Genomic DNA, 21,259 nt, shown 5'->3' on the forward strand with positions numbered 1-21,259 from the left:
TTTGTTACAGATATACCGCTGTGGCAATAAAAAGGCCTGAGTCCGTTACCCGGAGTCAGGCCTGATGATGTTAACGACGGCGCGTTTACATGCGTTCTACGGTTTCGATACCCAACGTATCCAGACCCAGTTTCAGCGTCTTCGCCGTCAGTTGCGCCAGTTTTAAGCGGCTATTGCGAACCGCGTCATTCTCGGCGCTGAGAATAGGGCAGTGCTCGTAGAAGCCGGAGAACAGCCCGGCGACGTCATACAGATACGCGCACATGACGTGCGGCGTACCTTCACGCGCGACCACCGTCAGGGTTTCTTCAAACTGCAGCAGACGGGCGGCGAGCTGCGCTTCGCGATCTTCGCTAATGATAACCGGCGCGCTCGCCAGCGCCTGCTCGTCGATATCCGCTTTACGGAAAACAGACAGCACACGCGTATAGGCATACTGCATATAAGGAGCGGTATTGCCTTCGAAAGCCAACATATTATCCCAGTCGAAGATATAGTCAGTGGTGCGGTTTTTTGACAGATCGGCGTATTTCACCGCGCCAATACCGACGGCGTTAGCCAGTTTTTCCAGCTCGTCAGCCGGCATATCCGGGTTCTTCTCCGCCACCAGACGACGCGCGCGCTCCAGCGCCTCATCCAGCAGGTCCGCCAGTTTCACCGTACCGCCCGCGCGAGTTTTAAACGGTTTACCGTCTTTACCCAACATCATGCCGAACATGTGGTGTTCCAGCGGAACGGAATCCGGCACATAACCGGCTTTACGCACAATGGTCCAGGCCTGCATCAGGTGCTGGTGCTGACGGGAGTCAATGTAGTAGAGCACGCGGTCGGCGTGCAGCGTTTCGTAACGGTATTTGGCGCAGGCGATATCGGTAGTGGTATACAGATAACCGCCATCTTTCTTCTGAATAATGACGCCCATCGGATCGCCTTCTTTGTTTTTAAACTCATCAAGGAAAACCACCGTTGCGCCTTCGCTTTCAACCGCCAGGCCTTTGGCTTTCAGATCGGCGACGATGCCCGGCAGCATCGGATTATACAGACTTTCGCCCATCACATCGTCACGCGTCAGAGTGACGTTCAGACGATCATAGGTGATCTGGTTTTGCGTCATGGTGATATCAACCAGCTTACGCCACATCTCACGGAAATAGGTATCACCGCTCTGCAATTTGACGACGTAGTTACGCGCGCGCTCGGCAAACGCTTCATCTTCGTCATAATGCTTTTTCGCATCGCGGTAGAATCCTTCGAGATCCGCCAGCGCCATGTCGCCCGCGTTTTCCTGCTGCTGTTTTTCCAGCCAGGCGATAAGCATACCGAACTGGGTGCCCCAGTCGCCGACGTGGTTAGCGCGAATAACATGATGGCCCAGAAACTCCAGCGTGCGCACTGCCGCATCGCCGATAATCGTGGAGCGTAGATGACCGACGTGCATCTCTTTCGCGACGTTGGGCGCGGAGTAGTCGACGACAATCGTCTGACGAGTCGGCTGAGAAACGCCCAGACGATCGGAGGTCAGCGCCTGTTGCACCTGTTCAGCGAGAAAAGCCGGTTCGAGGAAAATATTGATAAAGCCAGGGCCGGCGATTTCAACCTTGCTGGCGATGCCGCTGAGATCCAGATGAGTCAGCACCTGCTCTGCAAGTTGTCGGGGGGCCATACCCAGTTTTTTCGCAACTGCCATCATGCCGTTGGCCTGATAGTCGCCGAACTGAACTTTGGCTGACTGACGAACTTGGGGCTCGCAATCTGCAGGCGCGCCTGCAGCAATCATGGCCTGACTAACTTTTTCTGAGAGAAGAGCCTGAATATTCACCGGAATACCTTACGTTTATGAAGCGGACTGTATTGCCCGCGCCAGTTTAAGAATTAGGGCGGGAGTATACTGCAAATGCCCGTTGGCGTCAGCATTGCGCGCGCGGCGCGTCGCCTGAAATATACGCAACAATAATCTGCATAAGCATTCAATAAACGCCCAATCAAATCAAAGGTTGGTTGCCGGGGCGCAACAGCGTAAATTAGCGGTTTTCACAGCAAGAAGAGCGTCCTGATATGGCGAACTGGCAACACATTGATGAACTGCATGATATTTCCGCAGATTTACCGCGATTCACTCTGGCGTTCAGAGAACTTTCCACTCGCCTTGGTCTGCAGATTAGCGCCCTTGAGGCCGATCACATTTCATTGCGCTGTCACCAGAATACGACGGCGGAGCGTTGGCGTCGCGGTTTTGAACAATGCGGTGAGCTACTGTCGGAAAATATCATCAACGGCAGGCCGATTTGTCTGTTTAAACTGCATGAACCGGTATGTGTGGAACACTGGCGGTTTTCTGTTATCGAATTACCGTGGCCGGGAGAAAAACGCTATCCACACGAGGGGTGGGAGCATATTGAAATCGTGCTGCCCGGCGAGCCGGAGACCTTGAACGCGAGGGCCCTGGCGTTGTTGTCGGATGAGGGGCTTAGTCAGCCGGGGATAGTGGTTAAAACCAGTTCGCCACAGGGCGAGCATGAACGTTTGCCAAACCCTACGCTGGCCGTGACCGATGGCCGCATCACGGTAAAATTTCATCCATGGTCGATTGAAGCGATTGTCGCCAGCGAACAGGCGGCCCATTAACCTGCCGAGCGGAGTGAATATGGCGTTACTTGAGATCTGTTGTTACAGCATGGAATGCGCGCTCACCGCGCAGCGAAACGGTGCGGATCGTATCGAACTGTGCGCCGCGCCGAAAGAAGGGGGGCTTACGCCTTCTTTCGGCGTCTTACGCAGCGTACGCGAGCATATTACGATTCCCGTACATCCGATTATTCGTCCTCGCGGCGGGGATTTTTATTACACTGACGGCGAATTTGCCGCCATGCTGGAAGATATTCGCCTCGTCAGAGAGTTGGGTTTTCCCGGGCTGGTTACTGGCGTGTTGACCGTTGATGGGGATGTCGATATGTCGCGAATGGAAAAAATAATGGCGGCGGCCGGGCCGCTGGCGGTGACATTCCACCGCGCCTTCGATATGTGCGCTAATCCCTTCAATGCGCTAAAGAATCTGGCTGACGCAGGCGTAGCAAGAGTACTGACTTCCGGACAAAAAGCCGATGCGGCGCAAGGTTTATCAATAATTATGGAACTTATTGCCCAGGGGGATGCTCCAATCATTATGGCTGGTGCGGGGGTTCGTGCAAATAACCTGCAGAATTTCCTCGATGCCGGAGTACGGGAAGTACACAGTTCCGCCGGAGTCTTACTGCCTTCGCCGATGCGCTATCGCAATCAGGGGTTATCGATGTCTGCCGATATACAGGCGGACGAGTATTCTCGCTATAGGGTAGAGGGTGCGGCGGTCGCTGAAATGAAAGGAATCATTGTTCGCCATCAGGCCAAATGATTTTTACCGTTGCATCATGTCGCCCAATATGATGCTTGCTCGTACCAGGCCCCTGCCAATTCAACAGGGGCCTTTTTTTCTCCTTCATATTTCAAGCCGCAGCAGCGTTGGCCGCCTCGCGCACCCCGGTCACGTAGCTACCTACGTTCCCGGGGATTTGCTGCGTTGCCGCCTTGCTGCAACTTGAACTATTTTGGAGAAACGGTGCTATACGTAACGGTCATTCGGCAATCCATCACGGTTTACGCGCAATCAGCACCGCGCGCTGCGGGGCGGGGTAGCCTTCCACCGTCTTGCTGCGATCGTTCGGGTCAAGAAAATCGGCCAGCGACTCGGTAACCATCCATTCGGTACGGCGCTGCTCTTCGGTGGTGGTGACGCAAACGTCAGCGATACGCACATCAATAAAGCCGCATTTTTCCAGCCATTTTTTTAATGCCGGCGCGGAAGGAATAAAATAGACGTTACGCATCTGCGCGTAGCGGTCACCCGGCACCAGTACGGTATTTTCGTCGCCGTCGACGACCAGCGTTTCCAGTACCAGTTCACCCTCGTTGACCAACTGATCTTTTAACTGCCACAGATGCTCCAGCGGCGAGCGACGGTGATAAAGCACCCCCATCGAGAAGACGGTATCAAATGCTTTCAGCGCCGGGAGTTGTTCAATGCCCAACGGCAGCAGATGCGCGCGCTGATCGTTACCCAACAGTTTACGCACCGCCTCAAACTGGCAGAGGAAAAGCTGTGTAGGATCGATGCCGACCGCCAGATGTGCGCCCGCGCCAATCATCCGCCACAGGTGATAGCCGCTGCCGCAGCCGACATCAAGGATCGTCCGGCCGGTTAAATCTGACAGATGCGGCAGTACGCGATCCCACTTCCAGTCGGAGCGCCATTCGGTGTCAATATCTACGCCATAAAGCGAGAACGGGCCTTTACGCCACGGCATCAGATTACGCAGCAATGTATCAATACGCTTTAGCTGACCTTCGCTGAGCGGCGTTTCGCTTTCCGCCGTGACGCTGTGCAGTAAATCCAGCCGCCAGGGCGTCATTTCCGGTAAAAATTCTACCGCGTTCGACCACTGTTTAAACAAGCCATGCTGCTGCTCGCGTTGCCAGGCGGCAATCTGCGCGGGCAATGTTTCCAGCCAGTGGGAGAGATGATTTTTAGCAATGAGCTGATAAAAGTTACCAAACTCGATCATGCGGCAGCTCCGGCTTTTAACGCGACAAGCGACCCGAAATTGAAGCACTGGAACCACAGTTCACTGTGTTCGAAACCCGCCTTACGCAAGCGCGATTTATGTGTTTCCACCGAGTCGGTGAGCATCACGTTTTCCAGCATACTGCGCTTCTGGCTGATCTCCAGTTCGCTGTACCCATTCGCGCGTTTAAAATCGTGGTGCATGTTGAATAACAGCTCGCCCACTTTCGCGTCTTCAAAGCTAAATTTTTCCGACAGTACCAGCGCGCCGCCGGGATTCAACCCCAGGTAAATCTTATCCAGCAATGCCTGGCGTTCGGCAGGTTCAAGGAATTGCAGGGTAAAATTCAGCACCACCATCGAGGCGTTTTCAATAGTGATATCGCGGATATCGCCTTCAACGACTTCAACCGGCGTAGGCGCTTTATACGCATCAATATGACGGCGGCAGCGTTCAATCATGGCCGGGGAGTTATCGACGGCGATAATGCGACAATGCTCATGGCGGATATTACGCCGAACAGACAGCGTCGCGGCGCCCAGCGAGCAGCCCAGATCGTAGACCTGCGTGTTCGGCTGCACAAAGCGTTCAGCCAACATGCCGATCATGGAGATGATGTTGGAGTAGCCTGGTACCGAACGCTGAATCATGTCGGGGAAAACTTCGGCTACTCGTTCATCAAAAGTCCAGTCGCCGAGACGGGCGATAGGCGCAGAAAAAAGCGTGTCGCGGTGAGACATAACGTATACATCCGGGAAAAATAAAGGCGCATATTGTGCGCTAATACAGGGAGAAAACCAACTCCCAGGGCATATACCACAGGTTTGCCAGCACCATCAGCAACAATGCGCACCAGGTCGCGCTCATCCCCGCCCGCCGCCAGCGGAACAGGCGGTGGTGAAAACCGTAATAATGCATCAGCCGACCGGCGATTAAAATGATGCCGCAGATATGCACCATCCACGTTTCGGCGCCGTTCATTTCCATAAACAGCAGCAGCACCAGCGCGACAGGAATATATTCCACCGCGTTGCCATGAATACGGATGGCGCTTTGCAATTCGCTAAAACCGCCGTCGCCATAGGCGACACGGTACTGCATTCGCAAGCGAACGACATTAAAAGAGAACTTCATTAATAATAACGCACCCAAAACGGCATACAGCGCGCTTACCATACAAACTCCCTTTTAAAATGGCTGATGGCACTGTCTATGATAGGGGGCATTTTCAGAAAAGAGAAGATTGCTGTGGAATGGACGGAGCAGTGCCGATTTCCGGTAAGACGCTGCGTAAATCATGCCAAAGCGTATTCACCAGTTCCGGCGCCTGCGCGATATCCGGAGTATGTAAAAACAGAAAAGGCGTGGTGGTCTGCCGCCACTGCGGGAGTTTCTGCAACCAGGCGGCGAAAAACTCACGGTTTTGCGCCATATTATCGCTACCGATAAAACGCACCATCGGATGGCTGGCCGTCACGACCGCATGTACCGGGACTTTGGGTTTTTTTCGCTGCGCGTCGCGGACGGCCTCGCTGTGGGGATGGGCGGCATGTACCGGACGACTATCCAGGATCACGCGGTTTACGCCGCGCGCGTGTAACCCGCGATTGAGCCGCTGTTCATCCTCACCTTTGTCAAAAAAACACGGATGACGAACTTCTACGCCATAGGTAAACGTGGCGGGGAGCGCATCAAGAAACTGCCATAAGGCGGGGAGATCGCGCGGTCCAAAGGCGGCGGGCAACTGCAGCCAGTATTGGCCAATACGCGTTTCCAGCGGCGCCAGGCGGGTAAAAAACGCCTGTACCAGATCGTCGCAATGGCGCAGCGCGGCCTGGTGAGAAATGGTCGCGGGAAATTTAAAGCAAAAACGGAAATCGTCCGTAGTTTGCGCATACCAGCGATCGACAATTTCCGCTTTCGGCAGCGCGTAAAGCGTGGTGTTGCCCTCCACGCAGTTAAAGTGGCGGGCATACTCTTCCAGACTGGTGATGCCGAGCCGCGCCCATTTCGGGTGCGACCATTGCGGCAAGCCAATGTAGATCATAAGGCGTTTAAAATATCCTCTACGCTGCGTACCCGGCCAATGCGCGGGAAAATATGCGTCATACTGCTCTGATGCTGCTCACTGCTGGCGGCGCTACAGGCATCTTCGGCAATAATAAGGTTAAATCCCAACTCCCAGGCGTTACGCGCTGTGGATTCGACGCCGATATTGGTTGAGATCCCGCACAATATGATGGTGTCGATACCCCGGCGGCGAAGCTGTAATTCCAGATCGGTGCCGTAAAACGCGCCCCACTGGCGTTTAGTCACTTCCAGATCGCTGTCCTTTTTACCCAATGCCGTAGGCCAGGTCCACCAGTTTTCCGGCAACGCGTGCGCAGGCGTTGCGGCATCCACGGGTTGTTTTAACGCTTCGGCATAATCATCAGACCATCCGACGCGTACCATAACCACGGGCGAGCCGTTGGCACGACACTTTTCCGCCAGCCGCGCGGCGCGGGCGACCACCTCATTTGCCGTATACGGGCCGCCGGCAAACGGAAGAATTCCTTCCTGTAAATCAATAACCACCAGGGCGGTTGTGGTCGCGTTGAGTTTCAGCATGATAATCACTCTCCTAAAAATAGCGTATTTCACTACACCTTAAGCGCGATTAAAGAGGAAAGCGGTGACAAATATTGTTAATTTTTGTGAGCATACGCAATACCCGCGTGAAAAACCCGGGTACAGTCAGTATGAACCAAGTGTCGATACCGCATGAAACGGGCAAGTTATCGCTCCCATGCTGGATTGACTCTTATCGTGCGGCAGAATTTCCAGTATAATAGCCGCCTTTTTTCATCCAGTTGTGACATACAGCTAAAGCTGCGACTTCGTCGCCTGCATGGCAGGCAACAATCCGCCTGCGGCTAAGTTAAGGGATATCTCATGCGTACAGAATATTGCGGACAGCTACGTCTGTCCCACGTGGGGCAGCAGGTGACTCTGTGTGGTTGGGTCAACCGTCGTCGTGATCTTGGCAGCCTGATCTTTATCGATATGCGCGACCGCGAAGGTATTGTGCAGGTGTTCTTCGATCCGGATCGTGCGGACGCGTTAAAGCTGGCCTCTGAACTGCGTAATGAGTTCTGCATTCAAGTTACGGGCACCGTGCGTGCGCGTGACGCGAAAAACGTCAATGCGGATATGGCGACCGGCGAAATTGAAGTGCTGGCGTCCTCTCTCACTATCATCAACCGCGCAGACTCACTGCCGCTTGACGCTAACCACGTTAATACCGAAGAGGCGCGTCTCAAGTACCGCTATCTGGATTTGCGTCGTCCGGAAATGGCGCAGCGCCTGAAAACTCGCGCCAAAATTACCAGCCTGGTGCGTCGTTTTATGGACGATCACGGTTTCCTTGATATTGAAACGCCGATGCTGACCAAAGCCACGCCGGAAGGCGCGCGCGACTATCTGGTGCCTTCGCGCGTGCACAAAGGTAAATTCTACGCGCTGCCGCAGTCGCCGCAGCTGTTCAAACAGCTCCTGATGATGTCCGGTTTCGACCGTTACTATCAGATAGTCAAATGCTTCCGTGATGAAGACTTACGTGCTGACCGTCAGCCGGAGTTTACTCAGATCGACGTCGAGACCTCCTTCATGACCGCGCCACAGGTGCGCGAAGTGATGGAAGCGCTGGTGCGCCATTTATGGCTGGAAGTGAAAGGCGTGGATCTGGGGGATTTCCCGGTCATGACGTTTGCCGAAGCGGAACGTCGTTACGGTTCCGACAAACCAGACCTGCGTAACCCGATGGAACTGGTAGATGTCGCTGACCTGCTGAAATCGGTAGAGTTCGCGGTCTTCGCGGGCCCGGCTAACGATCCGAAAGGCCGCGTGGCAGCGCTGCGTGTGCCTGGCGGGGCGCAGCTTAGCCGTAAGCAGATCGACGATTACGGTAACTTTGTTAAGATCTACGGCGCGAAAGGCCTGGCGTATATCAAAGTTAACGAGCGCGCGAAAGGTCTGGACGGGATTAACAGTCCGGTGGCCAAGTTCCTGACCGCCGACATCGTCGACGCTATCCTTGAACGTACCGGCGCGCAGGACGGCGACATGATCTTCTTCGGCGCAGATAACAAAAAAGTGGTTGCCGATGCGCTGGGCGCGCTGCGTCTGAAACTGGGCAAAGACCTGAGCCTGACCGACGAAGACAAATGGGCGCCGCTGTGGGTGATTGACTTCCCGATGTTTGAAGACGACGGCGAAGGCGGTCTGACCGCGATGCACCATCCGTTCACCGCCCCGCGTGACATGACGGCGTCTGAACTGAAAACTGCGCCGGAAGAAGCCGTCGCTAACGCTTACGATATGGTGATTAACGGCTATGAAGTGGGCGGCGGTTCGGTGCGTATTCACAACGGTGAAATGCAGCAAACCGTATTTGGTATTCTCGGTATCAATGAGCAGGAGCAGCGCGAGAAGTTCGGCTTCCTGTTGGATGCGTTGAAATACGGTACGCCGCCGCATGCGGGCCTGGCGTTTGGTCTGGACCGTCTGACCATGCTGTTGACCGGCACCGACAATATTCGTGATGTTATCGCCTTCCCGAAAACGACCGCCGCCGCGTGTCTGATGACCGAAGCGCCGAGTTTCGCCAACCAGGCAGCGTTGACGGAGTTGGGGATTCAGGTTGTAAAGAAAGCCGAGAATAACTGATATGAACAATGTACACGACATCATTCGCGTGATATCGCGGCGGCCCGCAAGGGCGAGTCTCATCCGTCACCCAACAGCCAACAACGAGGTCGCGTGAAGGATAAAGTGTACAAGCGCCCCGTTTCGGTCCTGGTGGTTATTTTCGCGCAGGATACGAAACGGGTGCTAATGTTGCAGCGACGCGATGACCCGGATTTTTGGCAGTCAGTGACTGGCAGCATAGAAGAAGGGGAGACCGCGTTGCAGGCCGCCGTACGTGAAGTCAAAGAGGAGGTCACGATTGATGTTGCGGCAGAGCAACTGACCTTAATCGACTGCCAACGTACGGTGGAGTTTGAAATTTTTTCACATTTACGTCATCGCTATGCGCCGGGCGTCATGCATAATACAGAATTCTGGTTCTGCCTTGCGTTACCGCATGAGCGGCAGGTGATATTCACTGAACATCTGACGTACCAGTGGCTTGATGCGCCTGACGCGGCGGCGCTTACCAAGTCCTGGAGTAACCGGCAAGCGATTGAAGAGTTTGTCATTAACGTCGCCTGAAAAGGCGCGCTTTTTTTGAGGAAATATTTATGGCAGGTCATAGTAAATGGGCCAACACCAGACATCGTAAAGCTGCGCAGGATGCCAAGCGCGGTAAAATCTTCACTAAAATTATTCGTGAACTGGTAACGGCAGCTAAATTGGGCGGCGGCGATCCGGATGCCAACCCGCGTCTGCGCGCGGCTGTAGATAAAGCGCTGGCCAACAACATGACCCGCGACACTCTGAACCGTGCCATCGCTCGCGGTGTGGGTGGTGATGAAGACTCGAACATGGAAACCATCATCTATGAAGGTTATGGTCCTGGCGGCACGGCCATTATGATTGAGTGTCTGAGTGACAACCGTAACCGTACCGTAGCGGAAGTGCGTCATGCTTTCAGCAAGTGCGGTGGTAATCTGGGTACCGATGGCTCAGTGGCGTACCTGTTCAGTAAGAAAGGGGTCATCTCCTTTGAGAAAGGCGATGAAGATACCATCATGGAAGCTGCTCTGGAAGCCGGTGCGGAAGATGTTGTGACCTATGATGATGGCGCGATTGATGTTTACACTGCCTGGGAAGAGATGGGCAAAGTGCGTGACGCGCTGGAAGCGGCGGGTCTGAAAGCGGACAGCGCCGAAGTGTCCATGATCCCGTCAACCAAAGCGGATATGGATGCGGAAACCGCGCCGAAACTGCTACGTCTGATCGATATGCTGGAAGACTGTGACGATGTTCAGGAAGTCTACCATAACGGTGAGATCTCTGATGAGGTGGCGGCGACCCTGTAATGGTGCTGTTAAACGCCGGCGGGCAGGGGGTATAGCGTGTCGATTATTCTCGGTATTGACCCCGGCTCGCGCATTACCGGTTATGGCGTTATCCGTCAGGTAGGCAGACAACTCACCTATCTGGGCAGCGGATGTATTCGCACCAAAGTTGATGATTTGCCGTCTCGTTTGAAGCTCATATACGCAGGCGTGACGGAAATCATCACGCAGTTCCAGCCGGACTATTTTGCTATCGAACAGGTGTTTATGGCGAAAAATGCCGACTCAGCCCTCAAGCTGGGACAGGCGCGCGGCGTCGCGATTGTCGCCGCGGTCAACCAGGAACTGCCCGTGTTTGAATACGCGGCGCGTCAGGTGAAGCAAACCGTCGTCGGTATTGGTAGCGCGGAAAAAAGCCAGGTACAGCATATGGTTCGTACGTTGCTAAAGCTCCCCGCTAACCCGCAGGCCGATGCCGCAGATGCGCTGGCTATCGCCATTACGCATTGCCACGTTAGCCAGAACGCGATGCAAATGAGCGAGAGCCGACTCAATCTGGCGCGGGGAAGGTTGCGCTAAATCATTCTCCCTCAGCCTCGCGTTGAGGGGTTTCAATTCCACAGGCGCTAATTAATTCTAAATTGGGATGTTGCCACAGGCTGGCGGGCGTCACCGTCTTACGATCCCACGGGATTGAACCTAAAAACCAGAACTTCCAGAAGGCGAGTTTCGCATCAGGATTACTGTGAAGCAATTCTTCGAATGTCTCAATATCGCCTACCGGAATACACAATGCTTCTTTATAGATATCAAACACAAATTTCGAGCAGAACTGGCGCGATGACTCATATTTAAACCCCGTGTGATAAAACTTATTCAGCCGGGCGGGAACCTGTTCCATGATGGCGAGTTTCTGTTCGACCGTCAGGCCGCCGCACAGGCGACGAACCGCGTAACGTTGTCCGGCTGAACGTTGTATAAACAGTGACAGCGTGGTGACGGTTGAGAGGGGGACGCGACTTTCCGCCACCAGATAGTCATCACCATTATGACCAATAATAATCCCAACATGGTTGCTCCAGCACTGTGAAGCGGTGGATATCTGGCCGAAAAGCGCGGCACCTATACAGGTAAAGACGATATCCCCGGTTTCATATTGGACAGAATAATGTTTTTTCATCTCTGCATTCCATTATTTGAAATAAATTCCTTTTATTTATTCTACAGGGTAGTTAGCATTATACCAGATAAATGACAAGCCTTAGTGTCATCGAAATATGTATGGTGAATATTTCATTTATTGGAATTAATGTCGCAAATATATTTGGGGGGGATTAAGGTGGTAAATTTCTCATCATCTGATCTCTCATATTGACAGGGAGTATGACGTGGTTGATGATAAACCAATGAGAATAGGTTGGGTATTTTATTTTTCTTATATTTTTGTTGCTATTATCTTTCATCTGTTTATTAGTTTTTGTTATTGTTTGAGTATTGATATGGCAGAGGCTAATACTGTTGTTTTTTTATTAAAGCCAGGGACGATTTCATTATTATTTTTGCTTCTCCCTGCCAGGCGGTTCAGGACCAGACTGTTGGCAACATTGAGTTCAGTTTTCATTACCTTAGTATTTAACCAGTGGCATTTGGTTGCCGGGAATAAAGAACTGGTTTTGTGCCTGCAGGCAGCGTGCTTTATGGCTTTCCTGGCTATGACATCGGTAAAAAAATCCGGGTGGATGATTAGCGCATCATTATTTTTGGTTTGTGCGGCCGGAACGATTCGCCAGTGCTGGCTGGAACAGCTGTTTAACGCTGCCGATATATATATTGTTGATGATGGGCGGAGCTGTGGCGCCAGCGGCCACTGCTTCCAGTATATTGCAGCAAAAGGCCGTGGGTTAGCAGCAAAACGACAGGCACTTTTTAGTAGCGAAGAGTATGTGAATATTTATTATAGTTATTCAGAAGGGATGCCAGCCGTGAATTTCGATGGCATGAAAAATGAGTTTGTACAATATTTATTGTGTCATGGCGAATTAAAATCTGTTGCGCGCGACGATAAAACAACATGCGATTAAATTCAGCGCTAGTGGTTAATATTATTAAATCTATTCTCGGGTCTGTTTTTTTGGAGGCCCGATGTTCCGCTGTTGGCATTCGTACTGGATACATTATTAGTGTTATCAGGATACTCATTATTGAAGACTACCGAACGTGCGCCACGGCATGTTGGCAAAAAGTTGTTCGCGTAGGACGCAAAAAGTTGTCAATGAGTGTACGACTTATTTTGTACGCAGCGGGGAGCGTACCCGTCGTTAACCATCGCGGGTTGTCGGAGTAGAGAAATATCGGGATACGTGTTTTTCATCTGGATAAACATCCAGTCTTTTTTTATGATAGTGCATTATCTTTTCAGCCCTTTACGCAGGAGCGTCATGTGATAGGCAGACTCAGAGGCATTATTCTCGAAAAACAACCCCCGATCGTGCTGCTGGAGACAGGGGGCGTAGGCTATGAAGTACATATGCCTATGACCTGCTTTTACGAGCTGCCGGAGGCCGGGCAGGAGGCAATCGTCTTCACCCACTTTGTGGTGCGTGAAGATGCGCAGTTGCTGTACGGATTCAACAATAAGCAAGAGCGCACGCTGTTTAAAGAGCTAATTAAAACGAATGGCGTCGGGCCTAAGCTGGCGCTGGCGATTCTCTCCGGCATGTCGGCGCAGCAGTTCGTCAATGCGGTTGAGCGCGAAGAGCTTGGCGCACTGGTGAAGCTGCCGGGTATCGGCAAGAAAACCGCCGAAAGGCTGATTGTCGAAATGAAAGACCGCTTTAAAGGGCTACATGGCGATCTCTTTACGCCAGCGGTCGATCTGGTATTGACGTCGCCGGCCAGCCCAACCTCGGAAGATGCAGAACAAGAAGCAGTTGCTGCGCTGGTGGCGCTGGGTTATAAACCGCAAGAAGCCAGTCGGATGGTAAGCAAGATCGCCCGTCCGGATGCAAGCAGTGAAACACTGATTCGCGACGCGTTACGCGCCGCGTTATGAGGTAAAGGATGATAGAAGCAGATCGCCTGATTTCAGCAGGCGCCACGATCGCAGAAGACGTCGCCGATCGCGCCATTCGCCCGAAGTTATTGGCGGAATATGTCGGCCAACCGCAGGTGCGCTCCCAGATGGAGATCTTTATTCAGGCGGCAAAACTGCGTGGCGACGCACTAGATCACTTGCTGATTTTCGGCCCGCCAGGGTTAGGTAAGACGACTCTGGCGAATATCGTTGCCAATGAAATGGGCGTCAATCTCCGAACCACGTCCGGCCCGGTGCTGGAAAAAGCAGGCGATCTGGCGGCTATGCTCACCAATCTTGAACCGCATGATGTGCTGTTTATTGATGAGATTCACCGGCTTTCACCGGTGGTGGAAGAGGTACTCTATCCGGCGATGGAAGATTATCAGTTGGATATTATGATTGGCGAAGGGCCTGCTGCACGTTCAATTAAGATCGATCTGCCGCCGTTTACGCTCATTGGCGCGACGACGCGAGCAGGTTCGCTGACCTCGCCGCTACGCGACCGTTTTGGTATTGTGCAGCGCCTGGAGTTCTACCAGGTGCCCGATCTGCAGCACATCGTCGGGCGCAGCGCAAGGCACATGGGGCTTGAGATGAGCGATGACGGCGCGCTGGAAGTGGCGCGTCGGGCGCGCGGTACGCCGCGTATAGCCAACCGCCTGCTCAGACGTGTGCGTGATTTCGCCGAGGTGAAGCATGACGGGGCTATTTCAGCGGAAATTGCCGCGCAGGCGCTGGATATGCTGAACGTCGATGCGGAAGGGTTTGACTATATGGATCGCAAGCTGCTGCTGGCGGTTATTGATAAATTCTTCGGTGGACCGGTCGGCCTGGATAACCTGGCGGCGGCGATTGGCGAAGAGCGTGAAACCATTGAGGATGTGCTGGAGCCGTATCTGATTCAGCAAGGTTTTTTGCAGCGCACGCCGCGTGGGCGTATGGCAACGGTGCGCGCCTGGAACCATTTCGGGATCACGCCGCCAGAGATGCCTTAGCGCCTGAAGTCGCTGCGCTCATCAGACCTGGGCGATTTTGTAGGCCCGGTAAGCGCAGCGCCACCGGGCAACACACGCTTAGCTTGCCTGCTTTTTCATCATACTGAAGATAAACAGCAGCGCGGCACACAGCACTACGGATGGCCCTGCCGGGGTATCATAAAAGGCTGAGAAGGTCAGTCCACCTGTAACCGCTATCATACCTACACCAACGGCGATGCCCGCCATCTGTTCCGGCGTACGGGCAAAGCGACGCGCGGTTGCGGCGGGGATAATCAGCAGCGACGTAATGATCAGCGCTCCGACAAACTTCATCGCCACACCAATGGTTAACGCTGTTACCAGCATCAATAGCAGCTTCACGCGCTGTAACTTCACGCCATCGACAAAGGCAAGATCCGGACTGATAGTCATTGACAGCAAGTTGCGCCACTGCCAGAAGAGAATGGCCAGCACAATAACGACCCCAATAGCGATCGAGATAAGATCTTCCGGCGTGACGGCCAGCAAATCGCCAAACAGATAAGCCATTAAATCAACGCGGACGTTGGACATCAGGCTGACCACGACCAGTCCTAAAGATAAGGCGCTGTGCGCCATAATGCCCAGTAAGGTATCAATCGCGAGGTGAGGGCGTTTCTCCAGCCATACCAGACCGGCGGCCAGCAGCAGCGTAACGGCGATTACCGCATAAAAGGGGTTAACGTCCAGCAACAGGCCAAACGCCACGCCCAGAAGCGACGCGTGAGCCAGCGTATCGCCAAAATAGGACATCCGACGCCAGACCACAAATGAGCCCAAAGGACCAGCGGCGCACGCCAGCATCATCCCGGCCAGCCAGCCGGGCAGTAATAATTCAATCATGAGTGACCATTTCCCCGGCGCAGTACAATACGACCCTGTAAATCGTGGCGATGATTATGATGATGGCGATAAATCCCTAATTGCTCCGCGCCTCGCGGGCCAAACATAGAGATAAATTCCGGATGCATAGACACCACTTCCGGCGCGCCGGAACAGCAAATATGATGGTTCAGGCATAACACTTCATCCGTCTTTGCCATGACCAGATGTAGGTCATGTGACACCATCAGCACGGCGCAATCGAGTTCGCGACGCAGCTGATCGATAAGGTCGTATAACGCGACCTGGCCGTTGACATCCACGCCTTGCGTCGGCTCATCAAGTACCAGCAACTGCGGCCTGTTAAGCAGAGCACGCGCCAGCAGTACGCGTTGTGTCTCGCCGCCGGAGAGTTTTTGCATGGGCGCGTCAATCAAATGTCCGGCCTGAACGCGTTTAAGCGCCGGGAGAATATCCGTTTTTTGCGTGCCGGGACGTAAACGTAAAAATCGGTTTACCGTCAGCGGAAGCGTGGTATCGAGATAGAGCTTTTGCGGGACATAGCCGATACGGAGTTGCCCGTTGCGCTTGATCACCCCTTCATCAGGGGCTACCAGTCCTAAAACCACGCGTACAAGCGTTGACTTCCCCGCGCCGTTTGGGCCGAGAAGCGTTAAAATTTTTCCGGGGCTCAATTCAAGCGACACGTCAGAGAGGACGCGGCGTTGACCAAATGAGACCGAGACGTTTTCCAGTGAAACTAAACTTGTCATGTTAATTTTAGGCTTGCAGAAGTGATAGAATGTTATAATATCACATTTCACACATTCATTACGATGATTAGTCGCATTATGTTACAGAAAAATACGCTTCTTTTCGCAGCATTATCCGCCGCGCTTTGGGGGAGTGCAACCCAGGCCGCCGATGCCGCCGTTGTCGCTTCGCTTAAACCGCTTGGGTTCATCGCTTCCGCCATTGCTGATGGCGTTACGGATACGCAAGTATTACTTCCGGATGGGGCTTCCGAGCATGATTATTCATTGCGTCCATCAGACGTAAAACGCTTACAGGGCGCGGACTTAGTCGTCTGGGTTGGCCCGGAAATGGAAGCCTTTATGGAGAAGTCGGTCAGGAATATTCCTGATAATAAGCAGGTTACCATTGCGCAACTTGCCGATGTGAAACCGTTACTCATGAAGGGCGCGGATGATGATGAGGATGAACATGCGCATACGGGCGCCGATGAGGAAAAAGGTGACGTACATCACCATCACGGCGAATATAACATGCATCTTTGGCTCTCCCCAGAGATAGCGCGGGCTACAGCGGTTGCAATCCATGAAAAATTAGTGGAACTTATGCCGCAAAGTCGAGCCAAACTCGACGCCAACCTGAAGGATTTTGAGGCACAATTAGCCGCAACCGATAAACAGGTCGGTAACGAGCTCGCGCCGCTCAAGGGGAAAGGGTATTTCGTTTTTCATGACGCCTACGGTTACTACGAAAAACACTACGGACTCACCCCGCTCGGTCACTTTACCGTGAACCCTGAGATACAACCTGGCGCGCAGCGTTTACATGAAATAAGAACACAGTTGGTTGAGCAAAAAGCAACCTGCGTTTTTGCTGAGCCACAATTCAGGCCAGCGGTCGTGGAAGCCGTGGCGAGAGGGACATCCGTTCGAATGGGAACACTTGACCCCCTCGGGACGAACATTAAACTGGGTAAAACAAGCTATTCAGCGTTTTTAAGCCAATTAGCCAACCAGTATGCGAGCTGCCTGAAAGGAGATTAACGAGGAAGTGAATACGTGCAACAGATAGCCCGCTCTGTCGCCCTGGCATTTAATAATCTGCCCCGACCCCACCGCGTTATGCTGGGGTCACTTACCGTTCTGACACTGGCCGTCGCCGTATGGCGGCCCTATGTTTACCACCCAGAATCCGCACCAACCGTTAAAACTATTGAACTGGAGAAAAGCGAGATTCGTTCCCTCTTACCGGAGGCCAGCGAACCCATCGATCAGGCCGCGCAGGAAGATGAAGCTATTCCTCAGGATGAGCTGGACGATAAAACCGCAGGCGAAGTCGGCGTCCATGAATACGTCGTCTCCACAGGCGATACGTTAAGCAGCATTCTGAATCAGTACGGCATCGATATGAGCGATATTAGCCGACTTGCCGCTTCTGATAAGGAGCTGCGCAATCTGAAAATTGGCCAACAGCTTTCCTGGACACTGACCGCCGATGGCGATTTACAGCGTCTGACATGGGAAGTCTCCCGCCGTGAAACGCGTACCTACGATCGCACTGCCAACGGTTTTAAAATGAGCAGTGAAATGCAGCAGGGGGACTGGGTTAACAGTCTGCTGAAAGGTACGGTAGGGGGTAGCTTTGTCGCCAGCGCGAAAGAGGCCGGTTTAACCAGCAGCGAAATCAGCGCAGTGATAAAAGCAATGCAGTGGCAGATGGATTTTCGCAAGCTGAAAAAGGGCGATGAATTTTCGGTTCTGATGTCGCGCGAGATGCTGGATGGCAAGCGTGAACAGAGTCAGTTGTTGGGCGTGCGGATGCGTTCCGATGGTAAAGATTACTACGCCATTCGCGCCGCTGACGGTAAATTCTATGACCGTAATGGGGTTGGTCTGGCGAAAGGCTTTTTACGCTTCCCGACCGCTAAACAGTTCCGCATCTCCTCCAACTTCAATCCGCGTCGTCTGAACCCGGTTACCGGACGCGTTGCGCCGCATCGTGGCGTTGACTTTGCGATGCCGCAGGGTACGCCGGTGCTGTCGGTGGGGGATGGCGAGGTCGTGGTCGCTAAACGTAGCGGCGCTGCCGGTTACTACATTGCGATTCGTCATGGACGCACCTACACCACACGTTACATGCACTTGCGTAAGCTGCTGGTGAAACCGGGGCAAAAAGTGAAACGTGGCGATCGTATTGCGCTTTCTGGTAACACCGGGCGTTCCACAGGGCCGCATCTGCATTATGAGGTATGGATCAACCAGCAAGCCGTTAACCCTCTGACAGCAAAATTGCCGCGCACGGAAGGTCTGACGGGGTCAGATCGTCGTGAATACCTGGCACAGGTGAAAGAGGTTCTGCCGCAACTGCGCTTCGATTAACAAATGCGCTGACAGAGCCGGTACGCGATGTGTGCCGGCTTTTTTGTTTTGTGTGAGACGCAGACGTCGCTACACTATTCACAATTCCTTTTCGCGTCAGCAGACCCTGGAAAAGCATGGAAACCAAAAAAAATAATAGTGAGTATATCCCTGAATTCGAAAAATCCTTTCGCTATCCGCAGTATTGGGGCGCCTGGTTGGGCGCGGCGGCAATGGCGGGGATCGCATTAACACCGGCATCATTCCGCGACCCTTTGCTGGCGACGCTGGGGCGTTTTGCCGGACGGCTGGGGAAGAGTTCTCGTCGCCGGGCGCTAATTAATCTGTCTTTGTGCTTTCCGCAGCGTAGCGAAGCTGAGCGCGAAGCGATTGTCGATGAGATGTTCGCCACCGCGCCACAGGCAATGGCGATGATGGCTGAGTTGGCGATGCGCGGTCCGAAAAAAATTCAACAGCGTGTTGACTGGGAAGGTCTGGAAATCATTGAGGAGATGCGTCGTAACGACGAAAAAGTCATTTTTCTCGTACCGCATGGCTGGGGCGTCGACATTCCAGCCATGCTGATGGCCTCTCAGGGGCAAAAAATGGCGGCGATGTTTCATAATCAGGGTAATCCGGTTTTTGACTATATCTGGAACACAGTGCGTCGGCGTTTCGGCGGACGTTTGCATGCGCGTAATGACGGGATTAAACCCTTTATTCAGTCTGTTCGTCAGGGCTACTGGGGTTACTACCTGCCGGACCAGGATCACGGCCCGGAGCATAGTGAATTCGTTGATTTCTTTGCGACATACAAAGCGACGCTGCCTGCAATTGGTCGGCTGATGAAAGTGTGCCGCGCACGCGTGATACCGCTTTTCCCGGTGTATAATGGTAAAACGCATCGCCTGACTATCCAGATTCGCCCGCCAATGGACGATCTGCTCACGGCTGACGACCACACTATCGCCAGACGGATGAACGAAGAGGTCGAAATTTTTGTCGGCCCGCATCCGGAACAGTACACCTGGATCCTGAAGCTGCTCAAAACCCGCAAGCCAGGCGAGATTCAGCCGTATAAGCGTAAAGATCTTTATCCCATCAAATAAATAAAGCCTCTCGTAAGAGAGGCTTTATGCTGACAAACCCTGTACTACCTGATGAACAGGTGTGGGGGAGTTTTACTCCACGGTCAAAATACGCGTGGTATTGGTTGAGCCGACGGTGCTCATGACATCGCCCTGAGTCACGATAACCAGGTCGCCGGAAACCAGATACCCTTTATCGCGCAGCAGATTAACAGCTTCATGTGCCGCGACAACGCCATCAGCCGCGCTGTCAAAATGCACCGGCGTTACTCCGCGGTAGAGCGCGGTCAGGTTCAGCGTGCGTTCATGGCGCGACATGGCGAAAATCGGCAGGCCGGAGCTGATACGGGAAGTCATTAGCGCGGTACGACCGGATTCCGTCATGGTGATGATCGCGGTAACGCCTTTCAGATGGTTTGCCGCATACATCGCAGACATGGCAATAGCTTCTTCAACGTTGTCGAACTGCACGTCGAGACGGTGTTTAGACACATTGATGCTGGGGATTTTTTCTGCGCCCAGGCAGACGCGCGCCATTGCGGCAACGGTTTCAGAAGGATACTGACCGGCTGCGGTTTCGGCAGACAGCATAACTGCATCCGTACCATCCAGGACGGCGTTCGCCACGTCCATCACTTCCGCGCGGGTCGGCATCGGGTTGGTGATCATCGACTCCATCATCTGCGTTGCGGTGATGACTGCGCGGTTTAGCTGACGCGCACGGCGAATCAGCGCCTTCTGGATACCAACCAGCTCCGGATCGCCGATTTCAACGCCCAGGTCGCCACGTGCGACCATCACAACGTCAGAGGCCAGAATGATATCGTCCATGGCGTTTTGGTCGCATACCGCTTCGGCGCGTTCGACTTTAGCCACAATTTTCGCGTCGCAGCCGGCGTCGCGTGCCAGGCGGCGTGCATAGTTCAGATCTTCGCCGCAGCGCGGGAAGGAGACGGCCAGATAGTCAACACCTATCAGCGCAGCGGTTTGAATATCGGCTTTGTCTTTTTCGGTCAGCGCTTCAGCAGAAAGCCCTCCGCCGAGCTTGTTAATGCCTTTATTGTTAGACAGCGGGCCGCCGACGGTGACCTCGGTAAAGACTTTCATGCCCTGGACTTCAAGCACTTTCAACTGCACTCGACCATCGTCAAGCAGCAGGATATCGCCAGGAACGACGTCTGCCGGCAACCCTTTGTAATCAATGCCGACTTTTTCTTTGTCGCCTTCGCCTTTACCCAGGTTAGCGTCTAACAGAAATTTGTCCCCGATATTGAGGAACACTTTGCCTTCTTTAAAAGTGGAAACGCGAATTTTTGGCCCTTGCAGGTCGCCTAAAATAGCCACATGACGCCCCAGTTTGGCGGCAATCTCACGGACTTTATCAGCACGCATTTTATGATCTTCCGGCGAGCCGTGAGAGAAGTTCATACGTACTACGTTTGCGCCCGCGGCGATAACCTTCTCAAGGTTGTTATCGCGGTCAGTTGCCGGGCCTAACGTGGTAACGATTTTGGTTCTGCGAAGCCTTCTGGACATGTAATACTCCG

The 21,259-nt window shown here is 53.4% G+C and carries 22 protein-coding genes; 12 read left to right on the forward strand and 10 right to left on the reverse strand.

Features of this window, described 5'->3' with window-relative positions; genetic code table 11:
- Positions 1-85 precede the first annotated feature (85 nt).
- Positions 86-1,819, reverse strand: coding sequence for an arginine--tRNA ligase (argS, locus tag ACLJNW_RS02045; RefSeq protein WP_020839273.1), 1,734 nt, complete (start codon positions 1,817-1,819; stop codon positions 86-88).
- Positions 1,820-2,055: 236 nt separating this feature from the next.
- Between argS and ACLJNW_RS02050 the strand changes: the two genes are divergently transcribed.
- Both ACLJNW_RS02050 and cutC read left to right on the forward strand, forming a co-directional pair.
- The gene (locus tag ACLJNW_RS02050; protein ID WP_000024794.1) at positions 2,056-2,625 is read left to right on the forward strand and encodes a VOC family protein; all 570 of its coding nucleotides are present in this window, start codon (positions 2,056-2,058) and stop codon (positions 2,623-2,625) included.
- Positions 2,626-2,644: 19 nt separating this feature from the next.
- Positions 2,645-3,391: a copper homeostasis protein CutC gene (gene cutC, locus ACLJNW_RS02055; protein ID WP_001185768.1), complete on the forward strand. Its 747-nt coding sequence runs from the start codon at positions 2,645-2,647 to the stop codon at positions 3,389-3,391.
- Positions 3,392-3,626: 235 nt separating this feature from the next.
- Here the strand turns inward: cutC and cmoB are convergent, their stop codons facing one another.
- From cmoB to ACLJNW_RS02080, 5 genes are read right to left on the reverse strand one after another with little or no spacing between them, the layout of a single operon-like run.
- Positions 3,627-4,598: a tRNA 5-methoxyuridine(34)/uridine 5-oxyacetic acid(34) synthase CmoB gene (gene cmoB, locus ACLJNW_RS02060; protein WP_000569035.1), complete on the reverse strand. Its 972-nt coding sequence runs from the start codon at positions 4,596-4,598 to the stop codon at positions 3,627-3,629.
- The gene (gene cmoA / locus ACLJNW_RS02065) at positions 4,595-5,338 is read right to left on the reverse strand and encodes a carboxy-S-adenosyl-L-methionine synthase CmoA (RefSeq protein ID WP_001524372.1); all 744 of its coding nucleotides are present in this window, start codon (positions 5,336-5,338) and stop codon (positions 4,595-4,597) included. The genes cmoB and cmoA overlap by 4 nt, the downstream gene beginning before the upstream one ends.
- A gap of 40 nt (positions 5,339-5,378) precedes the next feature.
- Positions 5,379-5,774, reverse strand: coding sequence for an MAPEG family protein (locus tag ACLJNW_RS02070; protein ID WP_000252975.1), 396 nt, complete (start codon positions 5,772-5,774; stop codon positions 5,379-5,381).
- 52 nt (positions 5,775-5,826) lie between these two features.
- On the reverse strand, positions 5,827-6,645 hold the full coding sequence (locus tag ACLJNW_RS02075) for a DUF72 domain-containing protein (RefSeq protein WP_000639226.1): 819 nt from the start codon (positions 6,643-6,645) through the stop codon (positions 5,827-5,829).
- The gene (locus tag ACLJNW_RS02080) at positions 6,642-7,208 is read right to left on the reverse strand and encodes a hydrolase (protein ID WP_000916144.1); all 567 of its coding nucleotides are present in this window, start codon (positions 7,206-7,208) and stop codon (positions 6,642-6,644) included. Before ACLJNW_RS02080 ends, ACLJNW_RS02075 begins: the two co-directional genes overlap by 4 nt.
- A gap of 324 nt (positions 7,209-7,532) precedes the next feature.
- Between ACLJNW_RS02080 and aspS the strand changes: the two genes are divergently transcribed.
- The 4 genes from aspS (at position 7,533) to ruvC (ending at position 11,179) form a co-directional block, all read left to right on the forward strand.
- Positions 7,533-9,305, forward strand: coding sequence for an aspartate--tRNA ligase (gene aspS, locus ACLJNW_RS02085; RefSeq protein WP_001258629.1), 1,773 nt, complete (start codon positions 7,533-7,535; stop codon positions 9,303-9,305).
- Between the two features lie 93 nt (positions 9,306-9,398).
- On the forward strand, positions 9,399-9,851 hold the full coding sequence (gene nudB, locus ACLJNW_RS02090; protein WP_000653693.1) for a dihydroneopterin triphosphate diphosphatase: 453 nt from the start codon (positions 9,399-9,401) through the stop codon (positions 9,849-9,851).
- Between the two features lie 29 nt (positions 9,852-9,880).
- Complete coding sequence (locus ACLJNW_RS02095; protein WP_000907242.1) at positions 9,881-10,621, forward strand: YebC/PmpR family DNA-binding transcriptional regulator; 741 nt, start codon at positions 9,881-9,883, stop codon at positions 10,619-10,621.
- Between the two features lie 36 nt (positions 10,622-10,657).
- Positions 10,658-11,179 (forward strand): crossover junction endodeoxyribonuclease RuvC, encoded by a 522-nt coding sequence (ruvC, locus tag ACLJNW_RS02100; RefSeq protein ID WP_000022509.1) that lies wholly within the window; start codon positions 10,658-10,660, stop codon positions 11,177-11,179.
- A gap of 1 nt (position 11,180) precedes the next feature.
- Here the strand turns inward: ruvC and ACLJNW_RS02105 are convergent, their stop codons facing one another.
- Positions 11,181-11,780, reverse strand: coding sequence for a YebB family permuted papain-like enzyme (locus ACLJNW_RS02105; RefSeq protein ID WP_000716750.1), 600 nt, complete (start codon positions 11,778-11,780; stop codon positions 11,181-11,183).
- Between the two features lie 208 nt (positions 11,781-11,988).
- Between ACLJNW_RS02105 and ACLJNW_RS02110 the strand changes: the two genes are divergently transcribed.
- The 3 genes from ACLJNW_RS02110 to ruvB all read left to right on the forward strand — a co-directional run bounded on the left by ACLJNW_RS02110 (position 11,989) and on the right by ruvB (position 14,671).
- Positions 11,989-12,681: a hypothetical protein gene (locus tag ACLJNW_RS02110; protein ID WP_000227320.1), complete on the forward strand. Its 693-nt coding sequence runs from the start codon at positions 11,989-11,991 to the stop codon at positions 12,679-12,681.
- Positions 12,682-13,040: 359 nt separating this feature from the next.
- Positions 13,041-13,652 (forward strand): Holliday junction branch migration protein RuvA, encoded by a 612-nt coding sequence (gene ruvA / locus ACLJNW_RS02115; protein ID WP_000580335.1) that lies wholly within the window; start codon positions 13,041-13,043, stop codon positions 13,650-13,652.
- An 8-nt stretch (positions 13,653-13,660) separates the two neighbouring features.
- Positions 13,661-14,671, forward strand: a complete 1,011-nt coding sequence (gene ruvB / locus ACLJNW_RS02120) for a Holliday junction branch migration DNA helicase RuvB (RefSeq protein ID WP_000568504.1) — start codon at positions 13,661-13,663, stop codon at positions 14,669-14,671.
- 78 nt (positions 14,672-14,749) lie between these two features.
- Here ruvB and znuB read toward each other — a convergent pair whose 3' ends face one another.
- Together znuB and znuC are read right to left on the reverse strand one after the other, a co-directional pair.
- Entirely contained in the window at positions 14,750-15,535 is a 786-nt protein-coding gene (znuB, locus tag ACLJNW_RS02125; RefSeq protein WP_000571506.1) for a zinc ABC transporter permease subunit ZnuB, read from the reverse strand.
- Entirely contained in the window at positions 15,532-16,287 is a 756-nt protein-coding gene (gene znuC, locus ACLJNW_RS02130) for a zinc ABC transporter ATP-binding protein ZnuC (protein ID WP_000203023.1), read from the reverse strand. Before znuC ends, znuB begins: the two co-directional genes overlap by 4 nt.
- 78 nt (positions 16,288-16,365) lie before the next feature.
- Here znuC and znuA point away from each other — a divergent pair, with 78 nt between their 5' ends.
- The 3 genes from znuA to lpxM all read left to right on the forward strand — a co-directional run bounded on the left by znuA (position 16,366) and on the right by lpxM (position 19,733).
- Positions 16,366-17,310 (forward strand): zinc ABC transporter substrate-binding protein ZnuA, encoded by a 945-nt coding sequence (gene znuA / locus ACLJNW_RS02135; RefSeq protein WP_000939597.1) that lies wholly within the window; start codon positions 16,366-16,368, stop codon positions 17,308-17,310.
- A gap of 15 nt (positions 17,311-17,325) precedes the next feature.
- Positions 17,326-18,645, forward strand: coding sequence for a murein DD-endopeptidase MepM (gene mepM, locus ACLJNW_RS02140; protein ID WP_001184032.1), 1,320 nt, complete (start codon positions 17,326-17,328; stop codon positions 18,643-18,645).
- 116 nt (positions 18,646-18,761) lie between these two features.
- The gene (lpxM, locus tag ACLJNW_RS02145) at positions 18,762-19,733 is read left to right on the forward strand and encodes a lauroyl-Kdo(2)-lipid IV(A) myristoyltransferase (RefSeq protein ID WP_000448401.1); all 972 of its coding nucleotides are present in this window, start codon (positions 18,762-18,764) and stop codon (positions 19,731-19,733) included.
- A gap of 72 nt (positions 19,734-19,805) precedes the next feature.
- Here lpxM and pyk read toward each other — a convergent pair whose 3' ends face one another.
- Positions 19,806-21,248 carry a pyruvate kinase gene (gene pyk / locus ACLJNW_RS02150; protein ID WP_000091156.1) on the reverse strand — a complete coding sequence of 481 codons (1,443 nt, stop codon included), beginning with the start codon at positions 21,246-21,248 and terminating at the stop codon, positions 19,806-19,808.
- Positions 21,249-21,259: the final 11 nt, after the last annotated feature.

Source organism: Salmonella sp. SAL4457, assembly GCF_046548235.1.
Taxonomy (GTDB): domain Bacteria; phylum Pseudomonadota; class Gammaproteobacteria; order Enterobacterales; family Enterobacteriaceae; genus Salmonella; species Salmonella enterica.

Excerpts from the sequence above, each read along its gene's own strand:
- znuC (WP_000203023.1), bottom strand. The coding sequence starts at position 16,287 with ATGACAAGTTTAGTTTCACTGGAAAACGTCTCGGTCTCATTTGGTCAA.
- znuB (WP_000571506.1), bottom strand. The coding sequence starts at position 15,535 with ATGATTGAATTATTACTGCCCGGCTGGCTGGCCGGGATGATGCTGGCG.
- pyk (WP_000091156.1), bottom strand. The coding sequence starts at position 21,248 with ATGTCCAGAAGGCTTCGCAGAACCAAAATCGTTACCACGTTAGGCCCG.
- ACLJNW_RS02095 (WP_000907242.1), top strand. The coding sequence starts at position 9,881 with ATGGCAGGTCATAGTAAATGGGCCAACACCAGACATCGTAAAGCTGCG.
- ACLJNW_RS02070 (WP_000252975.1), bottom strand. The coding sequence starts at position 5,774 with ATGGTAAGCGCGCTGTATGCCGTTTTGGGTGCGTTATTATTAATGAAG.
- ACLJNW_RS02075 (WP_000639226.1), bottom strand. The coding sequence starts at position 6,645 with ATGATCTACATTGGCTTGCCGCAATGGTCGCACCCGAAATGGGCGCGG.
- ruvB (WP_000568504.1), top strand. The coding sequence starts at position 13,661 with ATGATAGAAGCAGATCGCCTGATTTCAGCAGGCGCCACGATCGCAGAA.
- ACLJNW_RS02105 (WP_000716750.1), bottom strand. The coding sequence starts at position 11,780 with ATGAAAAAACATTATTCTGTCCAATATGAAACCGGGGATATCGTCTTT.
- cutC (WP_001185768.1), top strand. The coding sequence starts at position 2,645 with ATGGCGTTACTTGAGATCTGTTGTTACAGCATGGAATGCGCGCTCACC.
- aspS (WP_001258629.1), top strand. The coding sequence starts at position 7,533 with ATGCGTACAGAATATTGCGGACAGCTACGTCTGTCCCACGTGGGGCAG.
- znuA (WP_000939597.1), top strand. The coding sequence starts at position 16,366 with ATGTTACAGAAAAATACGCTTCTTTTCGCAGCATTATCCGCCGCGCTT.
- cmoB (WP_000569035.1), bottom strand. The coding sequence starts at position 4,598 with ATGATCGAGTTTGGTAACTTTTATCAGCTCATTGCTAAAAATCATCTC.
- cmoA (WP_001524372.1), bottom strand. The coding sequence starts at position 5,338 with ATGTCTCACCGCGACACGCTTTTTTCTGCGCCTATCGCCCGTCTCGGC.
- lpxM (WP_000448401.1), top strand. The coding sequence starts at position 18,762 with ATGGAAACCAAAAAAAATAATAGTGAGTATATCCCTGAATTCGAAAAA.
- ACLJNW_RS02080 (WP_000916144.1), bottom strand. The coding sequence starts at position 7,208 with ATGCTGAAACTCAACGCGACCACAACCGCCCTGGTGGTTATTGATTTA.
- ACLJNW_RS02050 (WP_000024794.1), top strand. The coding sequence starts at position 2,056 with ATGGCGAACTGGCAACACATTGATGAACTGCATGATATTTCCGCAGAT.